The organism is Nonomuraea sp. NPDC049649 (assembly GCF_040675175.1).
Lineage (GTDB): Bacteria > Actinomycetota > Actinomycetes > Streptosporangiales > Streptosporangiaceae > Nonomuraea.
In genome coordinates this window covers 154,914-176,935 of sequence record NZ_JBFAOH010000010.1, presented here as the reverse complement: position 1 = coordinate 176,935, position 22,022 = coordinate 154,914, and the positions used below count along the sequence as shown (strand labels likewise).

22 protein-coding genes, 3 tRNA genes and 2 pseudogenes are annotated in these 22,022 nt (G+C 72.8%); 11 read left to right on the top strand and 16 right to left on the bottom strand.

Annotated elements, in window-relative coordinates; all coding sequences use genetic code 11:
• Positions 1 to 119: 119 nt before the first annotated feature.
• Complete coding sequence (locus AB0J42_RS16440; RefSeq protein ID WP_364294572.1) at positions 120 to 575, bottom strand: hypothetical protein; 456 nt, start codon at positions 573 to 575, stop codon at positions 120 to 122.
• A complete protein-coding gene (locus tag AB0J42_RS16435) occupies positions 560 to 1,387 on the bottom strand; it encodes a transcriptional regulator (RefSeq protein WP_364294569.1) in 828 nt (275 codons plus the stop codon). Before AB0J42_RS16435 ends, AB0J42_RS16440 begins: the two co-directional genes overlap by 16 nt.
• Positions 1,388 to 1,422: 35 nt before the next feature.
• Between AB0J42_RS16435 and AB0J42_RS16430 the strand changes: the two are divergent.
• Positions 1,423 to 1,734, top strand: a pseudogene (locus AB0J42_RS16430) (epoxide hydrolase N-terminal domain-containing protein); the annotation flags it as partial.
• A 22-nt stretch (positions 1,735 to 1,756) separates the two neighbouring features.
• The gene (locus tag AB0J42_RS16425; RefSeq protein WP_364294566.1) at positions 1,757 to 1,945 is read left to right on the top strand and encodes a hypothetical protein; all 189 of its coding nucleotides are present in this window, start codon (positions 1,757 to 1,759) and stop codon (positions 1,943 to 1,945) included.
• Position 1,946: 1 nt separating this feature from the next.
• Here AB0J42_RS16425 and AB0J42_RS16420 read toward each other — a convergent pair whose 3' ends face one another.
• From AB0J42_RS16420 to AB0J42_RS16410, 3 genes are all read right to left on the bottom strand, one after another.
• Entirely contained in the window at positions 1,947 to 2,495 is a 549-nt protein-coding gene (locus AB0J42_RS16420; RefSeq protein ID WP_364294563.1) for a GNAT family N-acetyltransferase, read from the bottom strand.
• Between the two features lie 43 nt (positions 2,496 to 2,538).
• Complete coding sequence (locus AB0J42_RS16415; RefSeq protein ID WP_364294560.1) at positions 2,539 to 3,210, bottom strand: hypothetical protein; 672 nt, start codon at positions 3,208 to 3,210, stop codon at positions 2,539 to 2,541.
• A gap of 399 nt (positions 3,211 to 3,609) precedes the next feature.
• On the bottom strand, positions 3,610 to 4,293 hold the full coding sequence (locus AB0J42_RS16410; RefSeq protein ID WP_364294557.1) for an MFS transporter: 684 nt from the start codon (positions 4,291 to 4,293) through the stop codon (positions 3,610 to 3,612).
• Between AB0J42_RS16410 and AB0J42_RS16405 the strand changes: the two genes are divergently transcribed.
• Positions 4,283 to 4,873: a GntR family transcriptional regulator gene (locus AB0J42_RS16405; protein ID WP_364294554.1), complete on the top strand. Its 591-nt coding sequence runs from the start codon at positions 4,283 to 4,285 to the stop codon at positions 4,871 to 4,873. The genes AB0J42_RS16410 and AB0J42_RS16405 overlap by 11 nt on opposite strands.
• Positions 4,874 to 4,884: 11 nt before the next feature.
• Complete coding sequence (locus AB0J42_RS16400) at positions 4,885 to 5,253, top strand: DUF2203 domain-containing protein (protein ID WP_364294551.1); 369 nt, start codon at positions 4,885 to 4,887, stop codon at positions 5,251 to 5,253.
• 40 nt (positions 5,254 to 5,293) lie between these two features.
• Here AB0J42_RS16400 and AB0J42_RS16395 read toward each other — a convergent pair whose 3' ends face one another.
• Together AB0J42_RS16395 and AB0J42_RS16390 are read right to left on the bottom strand one after the other, a co-directional pair.
• Entirely contained in the window at positions 5,294 to 6,559 is a 1,266-nt protein-coding gene (locus AB0J42_RS16395; RefSeq protein ID WP_364294548.1) for an MFS transporter, read from the bottom strand.
• Between the two features lie 19 nt (positions 6,560 to 6,578).
• Positions 6,579 to 7,418, bottom strand: coding sequence for a VOC family protein (locus AB0J42_RS16390; protein ID WP_364294545.1), 840 nt, complete (start codon positions 7,416 to 7,418; stop codon positions 6,579 to 6,581).
• A 64-nt stretch (positions 7,419 to 7,482) separates the two neighbouring features.
• On the opposite strand from AB0J42_RS16390, the gene AB0J42_RS16385 reads away from it, so the two are divergent.
• Entirely contained in the window at positions 7,483 to 8,109 is a 627-nt protein-coding gene (locus AB0J42_RS16385; protein WP_364294542.1) for an alpha-ketoglutarate-dependent dioxygenase AlkB, read from the top strand.
• Here AB0J42_RS16385 and AB0J42_RS16380 read toward each other — a convergent pair.
• The 5 genes and pseudogenes from AB0J42_RS16380 to AB0J42_RS16360 all read right to left on the bottom strand — a co-directional run bounded on the left by AB0J42_RS16380 (position 8,106) and on the right by AB0J42_RS16360 (position 9,886).
• On the bottom strand, positions 8,106 to 8,276 hold the full coding sequence (locus AB0J42_RS16380; protein ID WP_364294539.1) for a hypothetical protein: 171 nt from the start codon (positions 8,274 to 8,276) through the stop codon (positions 8,106 to 8,108). The two genes, AB0J42_RS16385 and AB0J42_RS16380, sit on opposite strands and share 4 nt — an antisense overlap.
• Positions 8,277 to 8,743: 467 nt before the next feature.
• A pseudogene (locus AB0J42_RS16375) lies at positions 8,744 to 9,244 on the bottom strand (hypothetical protein); the annotation flags it as partial.
• Between the two features lie 405 nt (positions 9,245 to 9,649).
• Positions 9,650 to 9,724: transfer RNA gene (locus AB0J42_RS16370), tRNA-Val, on the bottom strand.
• A 1-nt stretch (position 9,725) separates the two neighbouring features.
• Positions 9,726 to 9,799 (bottom strand) — tRNA-Cys (locus AB0J42_RS16365).
• A 15-nt stretch (positions 9,800 to 9,814) separates the two neighbouring features.
• Positions 9,815 to 9,886: transfer RNA gene (locus AB0J42_RS16360), tRNA-Gly, on the bottom strand.
• A gap of 107 nt (positions 9,887 to 9,993) precedes the next feature.
• Between AB0J42_RS16360 and dusB the strand changes: the two genes are divergently transcribed.
• The 3 genes from dusB to AB0J42_RS16345 all read left to right on the top strand — a co-directional run bounded on the left by dusB (position 9,994) and on the right by AB0J42_RS16345 (position 12,454).
• Positions 9,994 to 11,103: a tRNA dihydrouridine synthase DusB gene (gene dusB, locus AB0J42_RS16355; protein WP_364294537.1), complete on the top strand. Its 1,110-nt coding sequence runs from the start codon at positions 9,994 to 9,996 to the stop codon at positions 11,101 to 11,103.
• A gap of 18 nt (positions 11,104 to 11,121) precedes the next feature.
• Positions 11,122 to 11,685 carry a hypothetical protein gene (locus tag AB0J42_RS16350; RefSeq protein WP_364294534.1) on the top strand — a complete coding sequence of 188 codons (564 nt, stop codon included), beginning with the start codon at positions 11,122 to 11,124 and terminating at the stop codon, positions 11,683 to 11,685.
• 307 nt (positions 11,686 to 11,992) lie between these two features.
• Entirely contained in the window at positions 11,993 to 12,454 is a 462-nt protein-coding gene (locus AB0J42_RS16345) for a GNAT family N-acetyltransferase (RefSeq protein ID WP_364294531.1), read from the top strand.
• Here the strand turns inward: AB0J42_RS16345 and AB0J42_RS16340 are convergent.
• Both AB0J42_RS16340 and AB0J42_RS16335 read right to left on the bottom strand, forming a co-directional pair.
• Positions 12,441 to 14,978, bottom strand: a complete 2,538-nt coding sequence (locus AB0J42_RS16340; protein ID WP_364294528.1) for a DUF3516 domain-containing protein — start codon at positions 14,976 to 14,978, stop codon at positions 12,441 to 12,443. The genes AB0J42_RS16345 and AB0J42_RS16340 overlap by 14 nt on opposite strands.
• On the bottom strand, positions 14,944 to 16,218 hold the full coding sequence (locus tag AB0J42_RS16335; protein ID WP_364294525.1) for an acyltransferase: 1,275 nt from the start codon (positions 16,216 to 16,218) through the stop codon (positions 14,944 to 14,946). Before AB0J42_RS16335 ends, AB0J42_RS16340 begins: the two co-directional genes overlap by 35 nt.
• Positions 16,219 to 16,381: 163 nt before the next feature.
• On the opposite strand from AB0J42_RS16335, the gene AB0J42_RS16330 reads away from it, so the two are divergent.
• Together AB0J42_RS16330 and AB0J42_RS16325 are read left to right on the top strand one after the other, a co-directional pair.
• The gene (locus AB0J42_RS16330; protein ID WP_364294522.1) at positions 16,382 to 17,629 is read left to right on the top strand and encodes a sensor domain-containing protein; all 1,248 of its coding nucleotides are present in this window, start codon (positions 16,382 to 16,384) and stop codon (positions 17,627 to 17,629) included.
• Positions 17,620 to 18,267 (top strand): response regulator transcription factor, encoded by a 648-nt coding sequence (locus AB0J42_RS16325; RefSeq protein ID WP_364294519.1) that lies wholly within the window; start codon positions 17,620 to 17,622, stop codon positions 18,265 to 18,267. Before AB0J42_RS16330 ends, AB0J42_RS16325 begins: the two co-directional genes overlap by 10 nt.
• A 205-nt stretch (positions 18,268 to 18,472) precedes the next feature.
• Here the strand turns inward: AB0J42_RS16325 and mihF are convergent, their stop codons facing one another.
• The gene (mihF, locus tag AB0J42_RS16320) at positions 18,473 to 18,778 is read right to left on the bottom strand and encodes an integration host factor, actinobacterial type (protein ID WP_364294516.1); all 306 of its coding nucleotides are present in this window, start codon (positions 18,776 to 18,778) and stop codon (positions 18,473 to 18,475) included.
• Between the two features lie 398 nt (positions 18,779 to 19,176).
• On the bottom strand, positions 19,177 to 20,700 hold the full coding sequence (locus AB0J42_RS16315; protein WP_364294513.1) for an ROK family protein: 1,524 nt from the start codon (positions 20,698 to 20,700) through the stop codon (positions 19,177 to 19,179).
• 24 nt (positions 20,701 to 20,724) lie between these two features.
• Here AB0J42_RS16315 and AB0J42_RS16310 point away from each other — a divergent pair, with 24 nt between their 5' ends.
• Positions 20,725 to 21,930, top strand: coding sequence for an MFS transporter (locus AB0J42_RS16310; RefSeq protein WP_364294510.1), 1,206 nt, complete (start codon positions 20,725 to 20,727; stop codon positions 21,928 to 21,930).
• Positions 21,931 to 22,022: the final 92 nt, after the last annotated feature.

Below are 22,022 nucleotides of genomic sequence, written 5' to 3'. Positions count from 1 at the left end.
GGGTGCTAGCGGGGTCGGGGGTGTGGGTGGCGGGGGTGCTAGCGGGGTCGGGGGTGTGGGTGGCGGTGGGCGGCCTCGGGCCATTGCGCCGCCTCCCGAGCCGACGTCCTCTCAGGTGGTCAGAGGTAAGGGCGGGTGACCGATACCAGGTCGGCAGGGGCGTTGCGGGTGTCGACGGGGAGGGCGGTGTCGGGGGTGCGTTCGCGGACGTCGCGGTCGCGAATGGCGAACACAGCCGGAGGCGCGCCCGCGTCGCCGTAACGGGCGGTGAGGGCCGCGCCGATCGCGGTGCGCAGGTCGGCCAGCACCGTGCGGGCCGAGCTGGCGTCGCCCGGGGCGGCGAGGTAGCCGAGCATCCCGGCGAAGCGCGACTCGCCCTCGGCGGCGGGGCGCTGCTTGGGCAGCACCGGGCGGTCGAGCCAGAACACCTTGCCCGCGAGGTAGGCGTCGTAGCTCGCGCCGTCGTGGCTGAGCGTGCGCGCCGCGTCGGCGAGCAGGTCGCCGAACTCCGCCAGCTCGGCCCGCGGCGGCAGGTCGGTGGTGACGAACAGGGGCACGATCAGCGAGTCGAGCATGGGCCATCCCTCCGGTGAGGAGCATCATGGTAGGGCCCGCCACCGACAATTCCCGGCGCCGACACCCCGCCCGCCGCCTCGGCCAGCCTGCCCGCCAGCGCCCGCAGGTGCGCCGCCAGCTCGGGCGGCTCCCGCACCTCGAAGGGCATCCCCAGCGAGACCAGCCAGAACGCCAGCTCGTCCAGCGAGTTCGCGCCGCTCTCCAGCAGGCAGCTCCCCGCGTCCAGCGGCTCCACGGCGGCCACCGACGGCGGCATGCGCGCCACCACCGCCTCCGCCGGCGCGCGCACCGTCACCACGCAGCGATAGCGGTACGGCGCGCTGGAGATCTTGCGTGAGGCGTAGGCCGCCAGGTCGGCGGCGGGCGGCTCGCGCGGGGTGAACCGCGGCCCGTTCGGCGTGCGCAGCCGCAGCCGGTCCACCCGGAACACCCGCCAGTCGGCCCGCCCCGGGTCGAACGCCACCAGATACCAGCGCCGCCCCGACGCCACCAGCCGGTACGGCTCCACCAGCCGCTCGCTGACCGTCCCGTCGCCGGACTCGTAGCCGAAACGCAGGCTCTCGTGGCCGCGGCAGGCCGCCGCGATGGCCGAGAGGGTGCCCGCCTGCACCGCGGGCGCCCCGCCGGTCAGCGGCACGGTCATCGACTGCAGCGCGTCCACCCGGTAGCCCAGCTCCCGCAGCCGCTCCACGTCGCGGCGGACGGTACGGCCCGACACGCCGAGCCGCGCGGCCAGCTCCGGTCCGGGCCAGTCGCGCCGCGTCTGCAGCAGGGACAGCAGCTTCAGCAATCGGGCGGAGGTCTCCAGCACGCCTAGGACGGTAACCGGCTTCTAGCGTCATCGTCATGAGCGACCTCAAGCCCTTCCGCATCGACATCCCGCAGTCCGACCTGGACGACCTGCGCGCCCGTCTCGCCCGTACCCGCTGGCCGGACGGGCTGGACCGGGCCGGCTGGTCGTACGGGGTGCCGGTCTCGTACGCGCGAGCCCTCGCCGAGTACTGGCGCACCGGCTTCGACTGGCGCGCCCAGGAGGCGGCGCTCAACGCGTTCCCGCAGTTCACCACCGAGATCGACGGGCAGAACGTGCACTTCCTGCACGTGCGCTCGCCCGAGCCGGACGCGCTGCCCCTGCTGATCACGCACGGCTGGCCGGGGCGCCGCCTCCTGGGGCAAGCCGGTGGAGCCGTCGGCGCTCCCGCACGGCGTGGCCGTCTTCCCCGGCGACCCGGGCATCCGCCGCTTCGCCGAGCGCGAGCACCGGGTCGTGCATTGGTCGGAGTTCGGCCGCGGCGGGCACTTCGCCGCGATGGAGGCCCCCGATCTGCTGGTCGGGGACATCCGGGAGTTCTTCCGGCTGGTGCGGTGAGTCAGCGGCCGCGCCACTCGTCCACGATGGCGGCGTGGATCACCGAGTCGCGCCAGCCGTCGGGGGTGGCCACGTGGTGGCGCAGCCGTCCCTCCTCGACCATGCCCGCCGTGAGCAGGGCGAGCTGCGCGGGCAGGTTGGCCGGGGCCCGCGCGCCCCAGATGCGGTGCAGGCCGAGCTGCTTGAAGCCGAAGCTCAGCAGCAGCCGCACCAGGTCGGTGCCCATGCCGCGGCCCCAGTGGTCGGGGCGCAGGCCGAGGCCGATCTCCGCGCTGTGCGGGCGGTCGGCCTCGATGTGGAGGCGCGCGACGCCGATCACGTCCTGGTCGGCGGCGTCGACCACGGCCAGCGCGTACAGGCGCCGCGGCTGCTCCGCGGCGGCGCGCAGCGCCCTCCGGACGACCTCCGCGACCTGCTCGACCGTGCGCGGCGGGAAGGGCAGGTGCTCGGTGGCCGCCGGATCTCCGTAGATCGCGTGCAGGGGCTCGACATCCGACTCTGCGACCTCACGGAGCCACAGACGCTCGCCTTTGCACACGACCTCGCACATGCGCCGACGGTAACGCTACTTCAGCGATCTCTACAAGCCCTTGTCAAGTCGCCAGTTGACTACCGTAAGCGCGAGCGACAAGCTCGGCGATGATGCTGTGCGCGCCGAGCGGCTCGGCATGGCCCGCCCCGATCGACTCGGCGGCGCGTTTCACCAGGTCGGCGGGGGTCTCGTGGCCGATGAGGCACGGCGACAGCGCGATCCGGGCGGCACCGGCGGCGCGCAGCCGGTCCGCGGCTACGCTGATTCCGGGCTCGCTGTCAAGCGAGGCGGCCACCACGGGGAGCGTCAGCCGGGAGGCCAGCAGCACCGCGGTCGCCTGCGCCGCCTGCACCGCCAGCTCCCCGCCGACCGTGGCGAGGATGACCGCGTCGACGGGGCTGGAGACGTTGAGCAGCCGCACCCGGTCGGCCCTGGCCAGGTCGCGCTCGGCCAGCTTGATGTGGAGCGCCTCGGCCAGCAGCGGGTGCGGGCCGAGCGCGCCCGTCACCACGGCGCTCGCGCCGCTGTCGGCGACGGCCTGGCTGATCGGGGCGAGGATCTTGGGGTCGTCCCAGGTGAGCAGGGGCACCACGACCGCGTCCCGGCCCGACGGCAGCGCCTGGGCCAGCTCTTCGACGGCGGTGAGCCGTACCTCGATCTGGGGGTGGTCGACGCGCACGACGGCGGCGATCTCCGCCGCCACGCCTGAGGCGCCGCCGGGCGCCACGAGCACGAGAACGGGCGCGTCCGGTGGGAGGGACGTGGGGACCGGCCGACGGTGCCGGCCGCCGCCCGGGCGAGGGGAACGTTCACGTACAGGGAGGCTCACAGGCGCGCAGTTTAGGCGGAATCGACCCGACAAGTGCCGGGAATCGGCAGCGATTGCGTTACAACGCGCGATTCGGTGACTGTAATGACGTCGTAATGCTCGAAAACGTTGACTTATGCGCAGATATCGGCAGACTGGTGCCTCTGACCTGGGGCCGTGGCCCACCCGCGCCCCTGTTCCGGGCGGGCGCACGGCCGGTCCTCGGGCCGGCGGGCGGAGACGACGACCGAGTCCGGTCTTCCCTCCCCCCGCGGGCGGCGGTGGCAGCCGCCGCCCGCGGTTGTCTCGCGGCAACGAGAGGTCTCAGGCGCGCTGTGGCTCGGCGGCCAGGTCCAGGTCCCGTGTCTCCGGGGCGATGGCCAGGCCCAGGGCGGTGATGGCCAGCGCGATCACGACGTACACCGAGACGGCGATGGTGCTGCCGAACGAGTCGACGAGCTTGATGGCGATGACCGGGGCGAGCGCGCCGCCCGCGATGCCGGCCACCTGGTAGCCCATCGAGGCGCCGCTGTAGCGCAGCCGGGTGCTGAACAGCTCGGCGATGAACGCCGCCTGCGGCCCGTACATCGCCGCGTGGGTGACCAGCGCGACCACCGCCGCCACGACGATCAGGAACGTGGACCGGGTGTCCAGCAGCGGGAAGAACGCGAACACCCAGACCGCGGCGCCCACCACCCCCGCGAAGTAGACCGGGCGCCTGCCGTACCGGTCCGACAGCGCGCCGAACAGCGGGATCAGCCCGAGTTGCAGCGCCGAGGCGATCAGCACCGCGTTCAGCCCCACCTGCCGGTCCAGCCCCAGCGGGCCGGTCAGGTAGACCAGGATGTACGCGGTGAAGGTGTAGAAGGCCACGTCCACGCCGATCCGGGCGGCGAAGGCCGACAGCAGCGCGCGGGGGTGCGTGCGCAGCACCTCCAGCAGCGGCATCCGCGCCTTGACCCCCTTACGCTCGACGTCGGCGAAGAGCGGCGACTCGGTGATCTTCACGCGCACCCAGAGGCCCGGCCAGCGCCTCTCCGAGGAGTCGATCTGCGAGGCGCTCAGCGTCTCGCGCAACACCCTGCGCGAGGCGTTCCGGCTGCTCAGCCACGAACGGCTGCTCGACCACCGGCTCAACCGCGGCGTGTTCGTCCGCGTGCTGTCGGCCGAGGACGTCTCCGACCTCTACCGCGTGCGCCGCGTCCTCGAAGGCGCGGCCGTCCGCCGCACCCCGACGCCGCAGGCGCTGGCGCAGATCGCCGAGGCCATGGCCGACGCCGAGCGCGCCGCCGCGGCCGACGACTGGCGGGCCGTCGGCACCGCCAACATCCGCTTCCACCAGGCCCTCGTCACCCTCAACCAGAGCCCCAGGATCGACGAGACGATGCGCCAGCTCCTCGCCGAGCTCCGCCTGGTCTTCCACGTGATGGACAACCCGCGCGACTTCCACGAGCCGTTCGTCGACCGCAACCGCGAGCTGCTGGAACTCGTCCAGGCGGGCGAACACGACCGCGCCGCCGCCTACCTCGACGGATATCTCGACCACGCCGAGCGGCTTCTGCTCCGCGCCTACGAGCCCAACCGCTAGATTTCCGCCCTATGAACAGGCTCTTCTCCCTCGACGAGGCCCGCTCGCTGATGCCGAAGATCCTCGCCGAGGCCCGCGAGCTGATCGACGCCCGCGCCGACCTCGCCGAGATCACCTACGAGCGCGAGACCGGCGGATCCTCCCCGCTCGGCGGGCTGCCGGAGATCAAGGGCATCGAGGCGCGCCTCCAGGAGATCCTGTCCGGCTGGACCGGCCTCGGCCTGGAGGTGAAGGGCATCGCCCCCGTCCTGCTCGACTTCCCCGCCGTGCTCGACGGCGCGTCCGTCCGGCTCTGCTGGATCGAGGGCGAGACCGAACTCGGCTGGTACCACCGCTCGGAGCTGGGCTTCGCCGGCCGCCGCCGGCTGCCGCGCGGGTAGGGGTGCCCGCCCTGAACGTCTCCGGTTCCCCGCGTGAGGGCTAGGGAGACGCCGGATCCGTGGCGCTCCTCTCCGGTTCCCCATGCGCGGGAGACGCCGGATCCGTGGCACTTGTCTCCGGTTGCGCGGGAGGTGCCGGATCCGTCGTGGGTTCTCCGCGCGAGAGTGACAGCAGTCCGTACGCGGCGACGGCCAGGAGCTGGGCCGCCGCGCCCGCGAACAGGGCGAGGGCGGGAGAGTGCGCCGCCAGCGGCCCCGCCAGCACCGAGCCCGCCGCGAACGAGGTGATCTTCAAGCTGGCCCCGGTGGTGAACACCTGGCTGCGCACCCGGTCCGGCGACTCCCGGTGCCGGATCCCGAACAGGGCCGTCAGCTGCGGCCCCTCGCCCACCCCCAGCACCACGGAGGCCGCCACCGCCGCGGCGAACGACCCGGCCAGCCCCGCCGCCAGCGTCCCCGCCCCGATCAGCACAGTGGACACCACCAGCACCGTGTCCCACCGCCAGGTCACCCGCGCCCGCGCGACCACGGCGTTGGCCGCCAGCGCCGCCCCGGCCATCACCGCCAGCAGCAGCGCCCCGTACCCGGCGTCGCCCAGCAGCCGCTGCCCGAGCAGCGGCGCCGCCACGACCACCATCGCCAGCCCCGCGATCGACACCATCGACGTCACGGTGGCCCGCAGCAGCGCCCGGTTCCCGGTGATGGCCCGGAACCCGGCCGCGATCTCCTCCCGCACCGCCCCGGCGGGCTCCCGCGCCTCGGGCCGCCGCGGCAGCATCCGGGCCGCGGGCAGCGCAGCCGCCAGCAGCGCCACCCCGATCACCAGCGCCGCCTCCCCGCCGGCGGCGGTCGCGATCAGCCCCACCAGCGCGGGCCCGGCCAGCCCCGCCAGGTTGTAGGTCATCGCGTCCAGCGCGTTCGCCCTGGGCAGCCGGGCGGTCTCCACGACCAGCGGCAGCTGCGCCGTCCACCCGCCGCTCAGCGAGGGCCCCAGCAGCCCGGTCACCACGGCCACCCCGATCAGCACCGCGTCCGGCACCCGCCCCAGCCCCGCCAGCACGGCCAGCAGGCCCGCCCCGTACCCGGCCAGGCACCAGGACAGCACCCGCCCGGGCCGTCTCGTACGATCGAGCAGCACGCCCAGCAGCGGCCCCCCGACCGCCGCCGACGCGGTCAGCCCGGCCAGCAGCGCCGACGCGAGCACCGGCGACCCGGTCACGGCCAGCCCGGCGACCAGCAGCGCGGGCCCCGACATCTCGTCGCCGGTCCGGGAGACGAGCGCGCCGGCCATGTAACGTCTCAGCACCCGCAGGACGTTACAGCCTTCAGGGCGAGCTGGTGATCACCGCGAACCGCGCCCCGTGCGGGTCGGACAGGAACGCCATCCGCCCCACCCCGGGCACCTCGTCCACCGGCCCGTGCACGGAGCCGCCGCTCGTCTGGCAGCGGGCCGCCGTCGTGTCGCAGTCGGGCACCTCGAAGTACGGCAGCCAGTGGGCCCGGCCGCCCGGCTCCAGCGGCATCAGCCCCGCCATCGCCGAGTCCGCGCCGCCGCCCTCCGGGGAGACGACCGGGTAGGCGAGGTCGCCCATGTCCATGTCCTCGATCCGCCAGCCGAAGACCGACTGGTAGAAGCCGCGGACGCCGTCGGGATCCGGCACGTGCAGCTCCGCCCAGGCCAGCGACCCCGGCTCGGTCACCAGGTCGAGACCGCGCGTGCCGCCCGGCTGCCAGGCGGCGAACTCCGCCCCCGCCGGGTCGGTGAACTGCGCCATCCGCCCCTGCCCCTCGATGTCGAAGGGCCGGGCGCGGACCGTGCCGCCCGCCCGCTGCACCGCTTCGGCGGTGGCGTCGCAGTCGGGCGCGTGGAAGTAGATCATCCAGGCCGGCCCGGACCCCTCCTCCAGCACCGACCCGGCCGCGGCCACCGTCTTGCCGTCGGACTGCCAGAAGCCGTAACCCTCCATGACGGGCTGGAACCTCCAGCCGAACAGGCCGCTGTAGAACTCCGTGGTGGTCTCCAGGTCGAGGCTGCCGAGGTCGACCCAGCACGGGCTGCCCGGCGGGAACTCGGTGGTGAGCATGACGCGCTCCTTGGTCGGGATGTGGTGGCCCGTGCCCCGCTGCGGCCCGAGGTGACGCCACGCGCTTACCCCATCCCTCATGCCCCAGGCGTGACATCCGGCACAATCGAAAATCTGTTTGAGTCGGTGACGTACACTCGGTGGCATGGCTGTATACCAAGCGTCTCTGCTCAGCCTGGACGAAGAGCTCGCCCTGGGGCCGCTCGGCCCGGCGGTCCGCCGCACCGTCCTCGACCGGGGCGCCTGGCTCGACGTGCGGCCCGGCTGGCTGTCGGGGGCCGACGAGCTGTTCGAGAGGCTGGCCGAGTCGGTGCCGTGGAAGGCCGAGCGGCGCAAGATGTACGACCGGGTGGTCGACGTGCCCCGGCTGCTGAAGTTCTACGACGAGGGCGAGACGCTGCCGCACCCGGTGCTCGCCGACGCCAAGCGCGCCCTCGACGACCACTACCGGGAGGAGCTGGGCGAGCCGTTCGCCACCGCCGGGCTCTGCTACTACCGCGACGGCCGCGACAGCGTGGCCTGGCACGGCGACACCATCGGCCGCGGCAGCACCCAGGACACGATGGTGGCGATCCTGTCCGTCGGCTACGCGCGTCCTCTGCTGCTGCGTCCGCGCGGCGGCGGCCCGTCGCTCCGCTACGACCTGGGCCACGGCGACCTGATCGTGATGGGCGGCAGCTGCCAGCGCACCTGGGAGCACGCCGTCCCCAAGACGACCCGTCCCGCGGGTCCCCGGATCAGCATCCAGTTCCGCCCTCGCGGCGTCCGCTAGACGGCCGCCGCGTAGACGAGCGCGCCGTCCCGGGTGAAGGGCACCTGGGTGCCGTTCAGTAGCACCTTCGTGGCCCCCGGCGCGGTGGCACGCGCCTGGTCGGTGCTCGCGGTCAGGCCGCCGCCGTCGATGCGGACGGTGCCGCCGGTCCCGGCGCGCACGGCCACGTCCGGCACCTCGACGGGCGACTTGACCCGGGTGGCACCATCACGACCGTCTGACCCGCGGCGCCGGTCTCGGTGTAGAACATCTTCCCGTCGTAGTCGTACGGCCCGAACGACCGGGACGCCTGCTTGTTCCAGGACTTGCCGTACACGCCCTCGCCGCGCGCGCCCAGGTTCAGCGCGGTCGCCTCGAACGGCGTGGCGCCGCTGACGGGGAGGCGTTCCACGGCGGCCGACGGGTCCGCCGCTCCCGTGGAGGGCAGCAGGAGGGTGCCGAAGGTGGTTCCGCCCGTGACCCGTCTTGACGTACGACGCGTACTCGGCGTCCTGCCACAGGCTCGAGTGCAGGGCCAGGATGGACCGTTCGTGGAGCGCGCGGAGGCTTTGATGTGGGCTCCGATTCGGTCGAAGACCGGGTTGGAGACCAGGTGCGTGATCGACCCCGGGGCCGTCGAATCCTGCGCCTTGTCTCAGCGTCGAGCGCATGTCCTCCGTCCGTCGCCTCCCAGTAGCCGCCGTCGGGGTAGGTCGAGTCGTCGAGCTGCCCCTCCAGGAAGCCGAGAGCGTCGGCGCGCCACTCGCCCGCCACGCGGAACTCGGGGAAGTACACCGCGAGGTGCAGCAGCAGCGGCCAGCGGCCCCGCGAAGGAGAAGCGGGGGAGCTGGACGTAGTACTCCTTGTCGGCGCCGGCCGGCCGCTTCCAGTCGAAACCGCCGGGGTCGCCCTGCCAGGAGTAGGTGTACTGCACGGTGTTGTTCCAGGTACGGGTGTCCTCGTCGAAGGATTCGCCGTTGCCGAACAGCATGACCTGTTTCCTGGCGTCCGCCTTGCCGGTCAGCGTCAGCTCGGCCTTCTTCACCGTGGGCAGCCCGTCGAGGTCGAACCGCAGGCAGGCCTTGCTCGTCGCGGCCGTGAACGGGCCCTTGCCCTGGTCGGCGACCCGCAGCAGGTACTTGTCGCCGTTGACGTTGTCGGGGTGGCCCCGCCCAGATGTGGGTGTCGTCGGCCGGCAGCAGGGTCTTCGCCGAGCCGTCGTCGAAGGTCAGCCGGAGGGTGGGCTTGCCCGGGCAACCGCCGTTCGGCCAGGGCATGGTCGCCAGCCGACAGGGGTCTCGCCTCGGCGGGGGGAGCCTGTCACGAGCAGGGGAGCGCCGAGGAGCAGCACGGCGGCGGTTCTGGTCCAGCACCTGTGAGGACGCACCCGCGCAAGAGTACGAGCGCCCGGTATGCCGGCGCTCACCGGCCCGCGGGCTCGTAGCCGCTACCGGGAAGTGAGCCGCCGGGGCTCGCGGTCCGGACATGCGGAAGCCGGCTCGAGGACCTGATCACACCCCGTACATGAGGAAGCCCCCGGGTGGCCGGGGGCTTGAAGAGGTGGTGGACGATACTGGGATTGAACCAGTGACCTCTTCCGTGTCAGGGAAGCGCTCTCCCGCTGAGCTAATCGTCCATGGAGGTGGAGACGGGATTTGAACCCGCGTGCACGGCTTTGCAGGCCGCTGCCTCGCCTCTCGGCCACTCCACCGGGGCGACCTCTCCGAGCGGAAGACGGGATTCGAACCCGCGACCCTCACCTTGGCAAGGTGATGCTCTACCCCTGAGCCACTTCCGCGTTGTTGCCCGCCTACTGTAGCGAATTTCCCGTCGTTATGCCTCATCGGCGGGCGCGGAGCCCCCGCGAATACCGCTCGTGCGCGGACGTGCGCTACAACTGGCTGGGTGAGGATCGGGCCGATGCAGGTGTGGCCGCCGGTGGTGCTGGCGCCGATGGCGGGCATCACGAACGCGCCGTTCCGCGTGCTCTGCAGGGAGCAGGGCGGCGGGCTGTTCGTGTGCGAGATGATCACCTCGCGGGCCCTGGTCGAGCGGCATCCCAAGACCATGAAGATGATCCGGTTCGCCGAGTCCGAGCGGCCGAGGAGCCTTCAGCTGTACGGGGTGGACCCGCCGACGGTCGGCCGGGCGGTCAAGATGGTCGTCGAGGAGGACCTGGCCGACCACGTCGACCTCAACTTCGGCTGCCCCGTACCCAAGGTCACCAGGCGTGGCGGCGGCGCCGCGCTCCCGTACAAGCGCAACCTGCTGCGGCGCATCCTGCGCGAGGCGGTGGCGAACGCGGGCCCGCTGCCCGTGACCATGAAGATGCGGATGGGCATCGACGACGACCACCTCACCTACCTCGACGCGGGCCGCATCGCGGCCGAGGAGGGCGTGGCGGCGATCGCGCTGCACGCCCGCACCGCGCGCCAGCACTACGGCGGCGAGGCCCGCTGGGACGCCATCGCCCGCCTCAAGGAGGCGGTGCCGGAGATCCCGGTGCTGGGCAACGGCGACATCTGGAGCGCCGACGACGCGCTGCGGATGGCCGCGCGCACGGGCTGCGACGGCGTGGTCGTGGGCCGGGGCTGCCTGGGCCGGCCGTGGCTGTTCCGGGACCTGGAGAACGCGTTCAACGGCAGCGCGGAGCGGGCCAGGCCGTCGCTCGGCGAGGTGGCGAAGGTGATGGCCCGGCACGCCGAGATGATGGTCGCCGCCTTCGACACCGAGCGGTACGCGATCGCCGACTTCCGCAAGCACATCGGCTGGTACTTCAAGGGCTTCACGATCGGCGCGGAGCTGCGCCGCCGGGTGACGACGGCGAACTCGCTCGGCGAGCTGCTGGAGGGCCTGGCCGAGCTGGACCCGGCGCAGCCGTGGCCGCCGAACACCGACACCCCGCGCGGCAAGTCGGGCGAGCGCGGCAAGGTGCACCTGCCGGAGGGCTGGCTCGACGACCCGTGGGACACCGTCGTCCCGGAGGACGCCGAGTCGGACGTCTCCGGCGGCTAGCCGCTCTAGCATCGGGGCATGATCTCCGTACTCTTACTGGCGGCCGCCGTGGCCATCCCCGACGGCTTCATGCTGTACGAGAAGGCCGCCGCCAAGAAGGACGACAATCCGGAACACAGCTGGCGGGTGAGCGCGAAGACGTCCGAACGGCTCGTCGTCAACCCGTGCGACCGGGCGGGCTTCGCCCGGAATGGGCGCAAGGCCGCCAAGACCGTCATCTATACGGCCGTGCCCGACTACTTCAAGGCCGAGCAGGTCGTCCTCTACACGTCGAAGGCCAGGGCCAGGAAGGCGATGCGGGACGTCCGGGCCGCCGTCCGCGCCTGCGGCACCCGGGGCTACCGCTTCAGCGTCAAGCGCCGCAAGCTCGGCGACGAGTCGCTGGCCGTCACCGGCCAGGTCTATCGCGGCGGGAAGCCGTCCATCGGCGGCCAGCGCGCCATCGTGACCCGGCGGGCGAACGCGCTGGTGATCTATACGGTCGCGGGGGAGTGGGGCCCGCCCAGGTCCGCGGATTTCAAGATGCAGATCAAGGACAGCAGGAGAATGCTCGGCAAGATCTGCAAGATCGCAAACTGCTGAAAACCCCAAATCGTGAAATGTCACGAGCTTGGGACATTGTCATGACGAGACGCCGAACATCGACAGACCATTATGAATTAACAGGCGTGTGCCGGAATGCCCTTGCCAGTCCATTCCGGCACACGACTTTTTCTTGCCCGCCGGGCCCGCACGCCCGGCGGTGACGTGCTCCCGCCGGGAGCCGGGCTGCTCTTCGCGGGGGCCGGCCCGGGACCCGGCGACCCCCCACCCTCCTTAAAGACAACCCGTAAAGACGCAGACCCCCGCGCGACATCTCCCCGTAACAGGCCGGTCGTACGGTCGCGGCATGCGGATCGCGGTCGACGACCTCACCGGCGACGACATCGCCGAGTTCCTGGCCGAGCACGTGCGGGAAATGCTCGCCACCTCGCCCCCGGAGAGCAAACACGCCCTCGACCTCGACGGGCTGCGCCGCCCCGAGATCACGTTCTGGTCCGTACGGGACGACGGCGCCCTCGTCGGCTGCGGCGCGCTCAAGCGGCTCGACGCCCGCCACGCCGAACTCAAGTCCATGCGCACCGCCCGCGCCCGCCGGCGCGGCGGTGTGGCGTCCTTCCTGCTGCGCCACATCATCGCCGAGGCCCGGCGGACGGGGTTCGCCCGGCTGAGCCTCGAGACCGGCTCGGCCCCGTTCTACCTGCCCGCGCGGAGGCTGTACGAGAAGTTCGGCTTCGCCTACTGCGAGCCGTTCGCGGATTACCGCCCCGACCCGCACAGCGTCTTCATGACCAGGCTCACAGCCGGTTGAGGCCCTGCACGTGGATGACCGCGTGCCCCTCCTCGTCGGAGGCCGTCAGGTCGACCTGGGCGTCGATGCCCCAGTCGCCGTGACCCTCCGGGTCCTTCACCGTCTGGCGGACCTTCCACACGCCGGGCTCCTCCTCGATGCGCAGCAGCGCGGGCCCCCGCGCGTCCGCGTCGGTCAGGATCTCCTCGTGCTCGTCGTAGTAGGCGTCCAGCGCGGCGCCCCAGTCGACGTCCGGAGCCAGCTCCTCCAGCTCCTCCTCCTTCTCCAGCGCGCAGAGCTCGACCAGCCGGAACATGGCGTTGCGCACCAGCACCCGGAAGGCCCGCGGGTTGCCGGTGACCGGGCGCACCTTGGTCTCCAGCTGCTCGCGCCGCTCCAGCGCCTCCTCCGGGTGGGCGAGCTGCTCCCACTCGTCGATCAGGCTGGAGTCGACCTGACGCACCAGCTCGCCCAGCCACTCGATCAGGTCGACCAGGTCGTCGGTCTTCAGATGCTCGGGGACGGTCCGCGACAGCGTCCGGTAGGCGTCGGCCAGGTAGCGCAGCACCGTGCCCTCGGACCGGGCCAGCTCGTAGTACTGGATGTACTCGGCGAACGTCATCGCCCGCTCGTACATGTCGCGCACCACCGACTTGGGGCTGACGGTGTAGTCGCCCACCCACGGGTGGCCGCGCCGGTAGGTCTCGTACGCGCCGAGCAGCAGGTCCTCCAGCGGCATCGGGTACATGACCTCGGCGAGCGCCTCCATGCGCTCCTCGTACTCGATCCCGTCGGCCTTCATCTCCGCCACGGCCTCGCCGCGCGCCTTCTTGAGCTGGGCCGACAGGATCTGGCGCGGGTCGTCCAGGATGGACTCCACGATCGACACCATGTCGAGGGCGTAACTGGGCGACTCGGGGTCGAGCAGTTCGAAGGCGGCCAGCGCGAAGGTCGACAGCGCCTGGTTGAGCGCGAAGTCCTCCTGGAGGTCGATCGTCAGCCGGGCGCGGCGGCCCTGCTCGTCGGGCTCGGGCAGCTGCTCGACCACGCCGCCGGCCAGCAGCGACCGGTAGATCGCGATGGCCTGGCTGATGTGGCGCCGCTGCCGCTTGCGGTCCTCGTGGTTGTCGGTCAGCAGGTGCTTCATCGCCTGGAAGCAGTCGCCCGGCCGGTTGATGACGGCCAGCAGCATCGCGTTGCTCACCTTGAACCGCGACTGCAGCGGCTCCGGCTCGGCCTGCTGGAGCTTCTGGAACGTCTCCTCGCTCCAGCCGACGAAGCCCTCCGGCGGCTTCTTGCGGGCGTAGCCGCGCCGCCGCTTCGGATCGTCGCCGATCTTGGCCAGCGCGCGGGCGTTCTCGATGTCGTGCTCGGGGGCCTGGCAGGCGACGTACCCGATGGTGTCGAACCCGGCCCGGCCGGCCCGGCCGGCGATCTGGTGGAACTCGCGGGCGCGCAGCCGCCGCACCTTGTTGCCGTCGTACTTCGACAGCGCGGTGAACAGCACGGTACGGATCGGCACGTTGACGCCGACGCCGAGCGTGTCGGTGCCGCAGATGACCTTGAGCAGCCCGGCCTGGGCCAGCCGCTCCACCAGCCGCCGGTACTTGGGCAGCATGCCGGCGTGGTGGACGCCGATGCCGTGGCGGACCAGCCTCGACAGGGCCCGGCCGAAACGGGTGGTGAACCGGAAGCCGCCGATCATCTCGGCGATCGCTTCCTTCTCGGCCTTGGTGCACATGTTGATGCTCATCAGCGACTGGGCCCGCTCCATGGCGGCCGCCTGGGTGAAGTGCACCACGTAGACGGGGGCCTGACCGGTGGTCAGCATCTCCTCCAGCGTCTCGTGCAGCGGCGTCATCCGGTAGGAGTAGACCAGCGGCACGGGCCGCTCGGCGTTCTTGACCACCGCCGTCGGGCGGCCGGTGCGCCGGGTCAGGTCGCGCTCGAACATCGTCACGTCGCCGAGCGTCGCCGACATCAGGACGAACTGCACGTGCGGCAGCTCCAGCAGCGGCACCTGCCAGGCCCAGCCGCGGTCGGGCTCGGCGTAGAAGTGGAACTCGTCCATCACCACCTGGCCGATGTCGGCCTGGGCGCCGTCGCGCAGCGCCACGTTGGCCAGGATCTCGGCGGTGCAGCAGATGATGGGGGCGCCCGGGTTGACGCTGGCGTCGCCGGTCATCATGCCGACGTTCTCGGTGCCGAACACGGCGCACAGGTCGAAGAACTTCTCCGACACCAGCGCCTTGATCGGCGCGGTGTAGAAGGTGCGCTGGTCGCGGGTCAGCGCGGTGAAGTGGGCGCCGGCCGCGACCAGGCTCTTGCCGGACCCGGTCGGGGTCGCCAGGATCAGGTTGCTGCCCGAGACCACCTCGATCAGCGCCTCCTCCTGGGCGGGGTAGAGAGTGAGCCCCCTCTCGGCGTTCCAGGAGGCGAACGCTTCGTAGATGGTGTCGGGATCGGCGTCGATCTCTTCGGGCAGGCGGTCGATGAGAAGGCTCACACCTCTATCCTGCCGAAGCCCGCGGGGTGGTGGGGACATCGGCCGGTCCGGAGCGGGTCAGCCAGAGCCCGCCGCCGATCGCGGCGACCGCCGCCACCGGCGCCGCCCCCGGCGCGAACCCCGCCACGGTCAGCGTCAGCAGCCCGCCCCCGACCAGCGCGGACGCGGCCAGCACGGTACCCCACCCGGCGGCCCGGTAACCGAACGCGGGCGGCGCCTCGTACCGGGAGAAGCACCGCATCAGCGGCCAGAGCACCAGGCACAGCAGCCCGAACCAGAGCGGCCACCCCGCGAACCAGCCCCCGCTGCCCGGCACCGGCGTCCCGGCGCCCAGCCCCACCACCACCACGCCCGTCACCGCGAACAGCGCGGGCATGTGCCACAGGTACGCGGTCATCATCCGCGGCCCCGCCCAGGCGAGCACCCGCCGCAGCGGCAGCCGCAGGATCCGCTCCCGCAGCAGCACGGCCAGCCCCACCTGGCCGAACCCGACGGCCATGACCGCCAGGGTGGGCGGCGCCATGTTCGACATCGCCTCCCCGGGCAGCCCCACCATGCTCGCCGGGTACGGGCCGGACCCCACCAGCAGCGCCGCCGCCCCGTACCCGCAGGCCGCGATCAGGCCCGGCCGGGCCAGCCGCCCGTCCGCGTACAGGAACCCGAGCTGGTGCACCGCCAGCCAGACGAAGACCACGTTCAGGTAGCCGACAGCGTCGATCCCGGACGCGAACCGGGCCACGTCCGTCAGCACCGCCCCGCCGGCCAGCGCCGCCGGGACGCGCGCCCCGTACCGCTCGTGCAGCCCCAGCAGGTACGGGGTCGCGACCACGGCGATCAGGTAGACGGCGAGGAACCAGAGCAGCTGGCCCGTCAGCCGCGCCCCCACCTGCAGCGGCTGCTCCGGCACGCCCAGCGCGAGCAGCAGATGCGGCAGCGGGATCCAGACCGCCGCCAGCGGCAGCAGCGGCCAGGCCAGCCGCCGCACCCGGCCCGCCACCCAGCGCGGCCCGGCGGCGGGGGAGCGGCCGAAGCTGATCGCGTTCGCCGCCCCGCCCGCGAAGAACACCAGCGGCATCACCTGGCTGATCCACGTCACCACCCACAGCCCCGGCGCGGCCAGCGCGTTGCCGGTGGTCAGCCGGGCGCCGTCGTAGCCGAGCACCGGGATGGACCAGTGCTGCAGCACCACCAGCGCCAGCCCGGACACCCGCAGGATGTCGATGAACGGGTCGCGCGCGGCGGCCGGCGCCGGGCGGGGACGCTCCAGCAGGACGGTCATGGGGACGCCTCGATTCGTCGGGGTGGGGACGCCGTCAAGGCTTCCGTCCGCGGCCGCCCGGCACATTGCCGCGCACCGCCGTCTCGGGGTAGGGCTGTCCCTACCACCAGGCCACCGGCAGACCGGGTCGAAACGGGCGCGGCGCGGCTCTAGCGTGGAAGCCATGCGTTCCCTCACCCGGCAGGTGCTGCTGGATACCCGCTACACGCTCGTGGGCTTCCCCGCGACCGTGCTCGCCTTCGCGATCTCGCTCGTCGGCCTGGCCGCCGGCCTGGGCGGCGTGGTCGTGTGGATCGGCCTGCCGATGCTGGCCGGGACGATGCTGGCGGCCCGCGGGTTCGCCGACGCCGAACGCGCCTGGCTCTCCGACGTGCTCCGGCGCCCGCCCGTACGCCCCCGCTACCGCCCGGCGCCGCCGGGCGCGGGCCGCGTCCGCCGGATGCTCAACCCGCTCATGAGCGGCCAGTACTGGCTCGACCTGCTGCACGCGATCGTGAACTTCCCGCTCGCGCTGCTGTCGTTCGTGCTCACCGCCGTCTTCTGGGCGGTGCCCACGGGCGGCCTGACCTACCCGCTCTACGGGATCGTCACCTCGCGCATCCCCGGCAACGTCGAGCTGCCCGAACTGCTCGGCCTCGGCGACGGCTACCTGGTCAACGTGGTCTTCTACGTGGCGGTCGGGCTGCTGTTCCTGCTGATCCTGCCGTTCATGGTGCGCGGCTCGGCGCTGCTGCGCGCCGGGCTCGGCAGGGCGCTGCTCACCGGCGTGGCCGAGCTGCAGGAACGCATCGACGACCTGGCCGAGGGCCGCGCCGCCGCCGTCTCCGCCGAGGCCAACGCGCTGCGCAAGCTGGAGCGCGACATCCACGACGGCCCCCAGCAGCGGCTGGTGTCGCTCGCCATGGACCTGTCGCGGGCGCAGCGGCAGCTCGCCAAGGACCCCGAGGCCGCCCAGGACACGCTCAAGTCGGCGATCACCGCCACCCGGGAGACGCTGGACGAGCTGCGCGCCCTGTCGCGCGGCATCGCGCCGCCCATCCTGTCCGACCGCGGCCTCGCGCCCGCCCTCGCCGCCCTCGCCGGGCGCTGCACCGTCCCCGTCGAGCTGGACGTCCGCGTCACCGGCAGGTACGACGCGGCGGTCGAGAACGCCCTCTACTTCGTCGTCGCCGAATCGCTCACCAACGTCGCCAAGCACAGCCAGGCCACCGTCTGCACCGTCCGGCTCGTCCACACCGATGATCGTCTGGTGCTCACCATCGGGGATGATGGGGTCGGCGGCGCGCACGTCGCCAAGGGACACGGTCTCGCCGGGCTGGCCGACCGGCTCCGCGCCGTCGACGGGGAGCTCGCGGTGAGCTCGCCCGAAGGCGGGCCGACGGTGATCGTAGCGGAGGTGCCGTGCGCGTAGTCGTGGCCGATGACGCCGTGCTCATCAGGGAGGGCCTGGTCAGGCTGCTCGAAGAGTTCGGCTGCGAGGTGGTCGCGGCCGTCGGCGACGGCGACGCCCTCGTCGAGGCCGTCGCCGAGCACCGGCCGGACGTGTCCGTGGTGGACGTGCGGATGCCGCCGTCCTTCACCGACGAAGGGCTGCGCGCCGCCGTGCGGGCCCGGGAGCGGGTGCCGGGGGCGCCGGTGCTCATCCTGTCGCAGTACGTCGAGGTGTCCTACGCCGACGACCTGCTCGCCGACGCCAGAGGCGCGGTCGGCTACCTGCTGAAGGACCGGGTCGTCGACGTGGACGAGTTCCTGGAGGGCCTGCGGCGGGTCGCCGCGGGCGGGACCGTGTTCGACCCGCAGGTGGTGTCGCAGCTGATGGTACGCAGACGCAGGGACGACCCGCTCGCCTCGCTGACCCCGCGCGAGCGGGAGGTGCTGGGCCTGATGGCGGAGGGCAAGTCCAACCCCGCCATCGGCAGGCAGCTCGTCGTCAGCGACGGCGCGGTGGAGAAGCACATCAGGAGCATCTTCAACAAGCTCGGCCTCTACGCCGACGACACCGACCAGCACCGCCGGGTTCTCGCAGTGCTGGCGTATCTGCGTTCCTGATGTCGCCGATGGTGTGAACGGCGGCGCCCCGCCGGGCCTGCCCCGGAGGCGGCCGGAGCAGCTGGCGTGCCCGCGGACGGGGCAGCCGGAACCGGGCCCGCTTCCGGGCGGCGCGTCCCGCCCGTCAGCCCCCACTCGGCCCGGTCATCCCCTTTCGTCGCCGGCCGGTCCGCGCGTGTGCCGCGCGGACCTGGCCGCCCGGCTCTCAGCCGAGCGCTTCGACCAGCTTCTTGCGCTGCTGGCTGCCCAGGCCGCCGAGGCGGCGCTTCTCGTCGACGCCGGCCTCCTCCATCAGCGCGGTGGCCTTGGCCGGGCCGACGCCCTTCACGGCGCGCAGCGCCTGCGACACCTTGATCTTCTTCGCGATGTCGTCGTCACGCTCCAGCAGCTGCGAGAACGTCATCTCGCCCGCCTTGACCTTCGCCAGCAGCGCGGTCCGGGCGGCCCGCGCCTCCGCGGCCTTCTCCAGCGCGGCCTTGCGTTGCTCGGGGGTGAGTGTTGGAAGTGCCATCTGTTGTTCTCTCCTCGGGGAGTTAACGATCGGGTGTTCTGTTACCCGTAGTGCAGTGGCTAATCATGGCGGATACCAGCGGGTCGTGTAACGGAAAGCGCCGCTCAACGTGTGCGTCGCGTCACGGCGGCGTGTTGGTCGCCCGCCGGGGCGTGCCCGTGTGCGTGCTTGTGCCGCACTCCGTCCCGCCGTGACCTCCCTTCCCGCGTCTGCCGGGCCGGGTGGTGGCTGGACGGCCTCTGACCAGGCACGATGTGGTCGAAACCGGGGTGTGTGTACGTGCGATCATGGCGCGGTCCCTGGCCCCGGCGCTCGCGGGAACCTCTCACCCTTCGGGCTGGAGGCCTGTTACACCCTCGAAGGCCCGGTTTTCGCCCTGAAGCGTGGTTTTTATCACACTATGTTTCCGGGCGTGTCGTGCGCTGCCAGGCCGTCAGCCCGGCCGGGGTGAGGAACTCGTCGAACACCGCCTCCATCGCCCCCAGCAGCGCCCCGCGCCCGCCCAGCTCCGACGGCGCGATCGGCGGCGGGCACTCCCTGCGGATCGTCATCAGGCCCGGCTCGCACGCCCCGGCCAGCTCCGCCCCGGCCCTTTCGGCCAGCTCCACGCCCAGCCCGGACAGCGTCACCACCTCGGGATCGTGCGCGTTCACCAGCGCGGCGATCCCCCTGCCCAGAGCGCGCGCCCCGGCCAGCACCGCCTCCCGCGCCCGCGCGTCCCCCTCCTGAGCCCGCGCCAGAATCTCCCCGGCCCGGTCACGCCCCCGTCCGCCCCCGTACTCCAGCCCCAGCTGCCGCAGCAGCGCGTTCACGCCCACATCCAGGCTCCAGCACCCCCGCGCCCCGCACATGCAGGGCGCGTCACCCCCGGTCAGCGGCATGTGCCCGAACTCGGCCCCGGACCCGCTCGTCCCGCCCAGCGGCCGCCCGCCGACCACCAGCACCCCGCCGAGGTCGAAGTCCACATGCAGATGCAGCCCCACCCGCACCCCGCGCAACCGCCCCCGCCGCGCCTCGGCCAGCCCGGCCAGCGCCGTGTCATTCCCCACCCGCACAGTCACCCACCCGGACCCGGGAAGCCACACCGCCCCGCGCGGTGTGTCTGCGTGCTCGGGTGTCAAGGAGGAGAGGGGCGCCGCCTGCTTCTCTCCCGCCCCACCCGGCGCCCCTCTTGAAGGGGCGTGCGGTGTATCTGCGCGTTCGGGTGTCACGGAGGGGAGGGGCGCCGCCTGCTTCTCTCCGGGTCCACCCGGCGTCCCGCCTGGACGGGCGTGTGGTGTGTCTGTGCGCTCGGGCGTTACGGAGGGGTGGAGTGCCGTCTGCTTCTCTCCCGGCTGGTGTGGGGGAGTTCCATCGACCGGCGCGTCCTGTGCTTCTCCGGGGTGGGGAGGCTGGGACGCCAGGAGGGTGGGGACGTCGACTGAGCGCCAGCGGAGGTGGGGGACGTCCACGCGGCCGTCGGGGCGGACCGGGCCTGCTACGGCGACGCCCACCCCGATGACGCGGCCCGCGTAGCGGGTGGCGTGGGTGCGGAGGGCTGTGCCGAGGGTGGCGAGGGCGTCCTGCGGGGTGCCGTCGTGGGGGCGGGTCTCCAGGACGGTGACCCGGCCGCCCAGTTCGCAGGCCACCAGTTCCCAGGCGTCTTCCCGGACGTCGGCGGCGAGGGCGACCGGTCCGCGGGGGTGGGGGCCCGGCACCATCGTGGGGCGTCCTCTGGCGTGTTCGGCCGTGGGTTCCTCGTGCAGCAAGAAGTCCTCGGTCAGGCCGCTCACCAGCACCGAGGCGGTTCCCCGGGCCAGGCCCAGCTCGCGGGTCAGCTGGGCGCGCGTCTTGGCGGCGGCGCCGTCGTGGACGGCGCGCAGCAGCCGGACGCTGTTGTGGGTGCGCAGCTGCCCGCTCGTGGTCGCTCCGTTCTCAGCCATCGTGAAACCTATTATGCTCTGGCCGTGAACAAAATCGACGCGCGACGCGCCCGGATCGGTGTCTTCGGCTTCTTCGTGCTGAGCGGGTTCGTCATGGGGTTGTGGGCGGCGGGCCTGCCGTCGCTGAACGAGCGGCTGGACCTCGGGCCGGGCCGGCTCGGCAGCGTCCTGCTCCTGGTCTCCGGCGGCGCGCTGGTGTCGATGCTGGCGGCCGGGCCGCTCGTGGACCGGTTCTCCAGCCGGGTCGTCTGCTGGTTCGCCGGGCCGGTCTCGGCGCTGGCGCTGCTCGGGCCCGCGCTCGCGCCCGGGTACGGCGCGCTGGCCGCGCTGGCCGTGCTGTTCGGCCTGGCGCTGGGCGTGGTCGAGGTGGCCATGAACGCCCACTCGGTCGAGGTCGAGCGCCGCTACGGAAGGCCGATCATCTCGGCCTTCCACGGCACCTGGAGCCTGGGCGGCGCGGCGGCCGGCGCGCTGACGGCGCTGGCCCTGGGGGCGGGCGCGGACGCCCAGGTGCTCCTGGTGGCGGGGGCGGTCGTGGTGCCGCTGCTGTTCGTGCCCGCCTCCCGCCTGCTGCTGAAGGACCCGCCCGCCCAGCCCGGCCCGGAGAGCGGCGGCGACCGGCCCGCGGGGGCCGTGGGCTGGTGGCTGCTGGGCCTGCTCGGCCTGGCCGCGTTCGCCGGGCACCTGGCCGAGGGCGCCGCCATCGACTGGGCCGCCCTGCACGCCCGCTGGATCCTGGACGCCGACCCGGCCGCCGCGCCTCTCGCGTACACGGTCTTCGCGGTGGCCATGACGACCGTCCGGCTGCTGGGCGACCCCATCCGCGCCCGGCTCGGCTCCGAGCGGACGATCCGGCTCGCCGGTCTCCTCGCGACCTGCGGGTACGCCCTCGTGCTCGTCTCCCCGGCGGCCGGTGCGCTGGCCACGGTCTGCGCCTGGACCGGCTGGGCGCTGGCCGGGGTGGGCCTGGCGACGGTCGTCCCGGTGATCTTCAGTGCGGTCGGCGCCGCGGGCGGCCCGGTGGGCAAGGCGCTGGCCCTGGTCACGGCCTGCGGCTACACCGGGCTGCTGGCCGGGCCCGCGATCGTCGGCTATGTCGCCGAGTCGTTCTCGCTGCCGGTGGCGCTGATCGTCCCCGGGGTCCTGTCGGCCGTGGTCGCCCTGGCAGGGGCCCCCTCCGTACGGGCGCTGACCAGGAAGAACCCGGCCCCGGTGCCCGTCGCCGACTGACGCCCGGCATGCCCCGAAATGCGTGATGAGATCGTGACTTGACCGGGCGAGCTGGAAGCTAGTTACATGGCGCGCACATCGTAAACGTTTAC

Bases quoted from the DNA above. Each gene is read 5' to 3' on its own strand.
- AB0J42_RS16335 (WP_364294525.1), bottom strand. From the start codon at position 16,218: ATGACCGTCCTGCTGGAGCGTCCCCGCCCGGCGCCGGCCGCCGCGCGC.
- mihF (WP_364294516.1), bottom strand. From the start codon at position 18,778: ATGGCACTTCCAACACTCACCCCCGAGCAACGCAAGGCCGCGCTGGAG.
- AB0J42_RS16440 (WP_364294572.1), bottom strand. From the start codon at position 575: ATGCTCGACTCGCTGATCGTGCCCCTGTTCGTCACCACCGACCTGCCG.
- AB0J42_RS16315 (WP_364294513.1), bottom strand. From the start codon at position 20,700: ATGGCTGAGAACGGAGCGACCACGAGCGGGCAGCTGCGCACCCACAAC.
- AB0J42_RS16400 (WP_364294551.1), top strand. From the start codon at position 4,885: ATGAACAGGCTCTTCTCCCTCGACGAGGCCCGCTCGCTGATGCCGAAG.
- AB0J42_RS16420 (WP_364294563.1), bottom strand. From the start codon at position 2,495: ATGTGCGAGGTCGTGTGCAAAGGCGAGCGTCTGTGGCTCCGTGAGGTC.
- AB0J42_RS16340 (WP_364294528.1), bottom strand. From the start codon at position 14,978: ATGTCCCCACCACCCCGCGGGCTTCGGCAGGATAGAGGTGTGAGCCTT.
- AB0J42_RS16385 (WP_364294542.1), top strand. From the start codon at position 7,483: ATGGCTGTATACCAAGCGTCTCTGCTCAGCCTGGACGAAGAGCTCGCC.
- AB0J42_RS16345 (WP_364294531.1), top strand. From the start codon at position 11,993: ATGCGGATCGCGGTCGACGACCTCACCGGCGACGACATCGCCGAGTTC.
- AB0J42_RS16330 (WP_364294522.1), top strand. From the start codon at position 16,382: ATGCGTTCCCTCACCCGGCAGGTGCTGCTGGATACCCGCTACACGCTC.
- AB0J42_RS16390 (WP_364294545.1), bottom strand. From the start codon at position 7,418: ATGAGGGATGGGGTAAGCGCGTGGCGTCACCTCGGGCCGCAGCGGGGC.
- AB0J42_RS16350 (WP_364294534.1), top strand. From the start codon at position 11,122: ATGATCTCCGTACTCTTACTGGCGGCCGCCGTGGCCATCCCCGACGGC.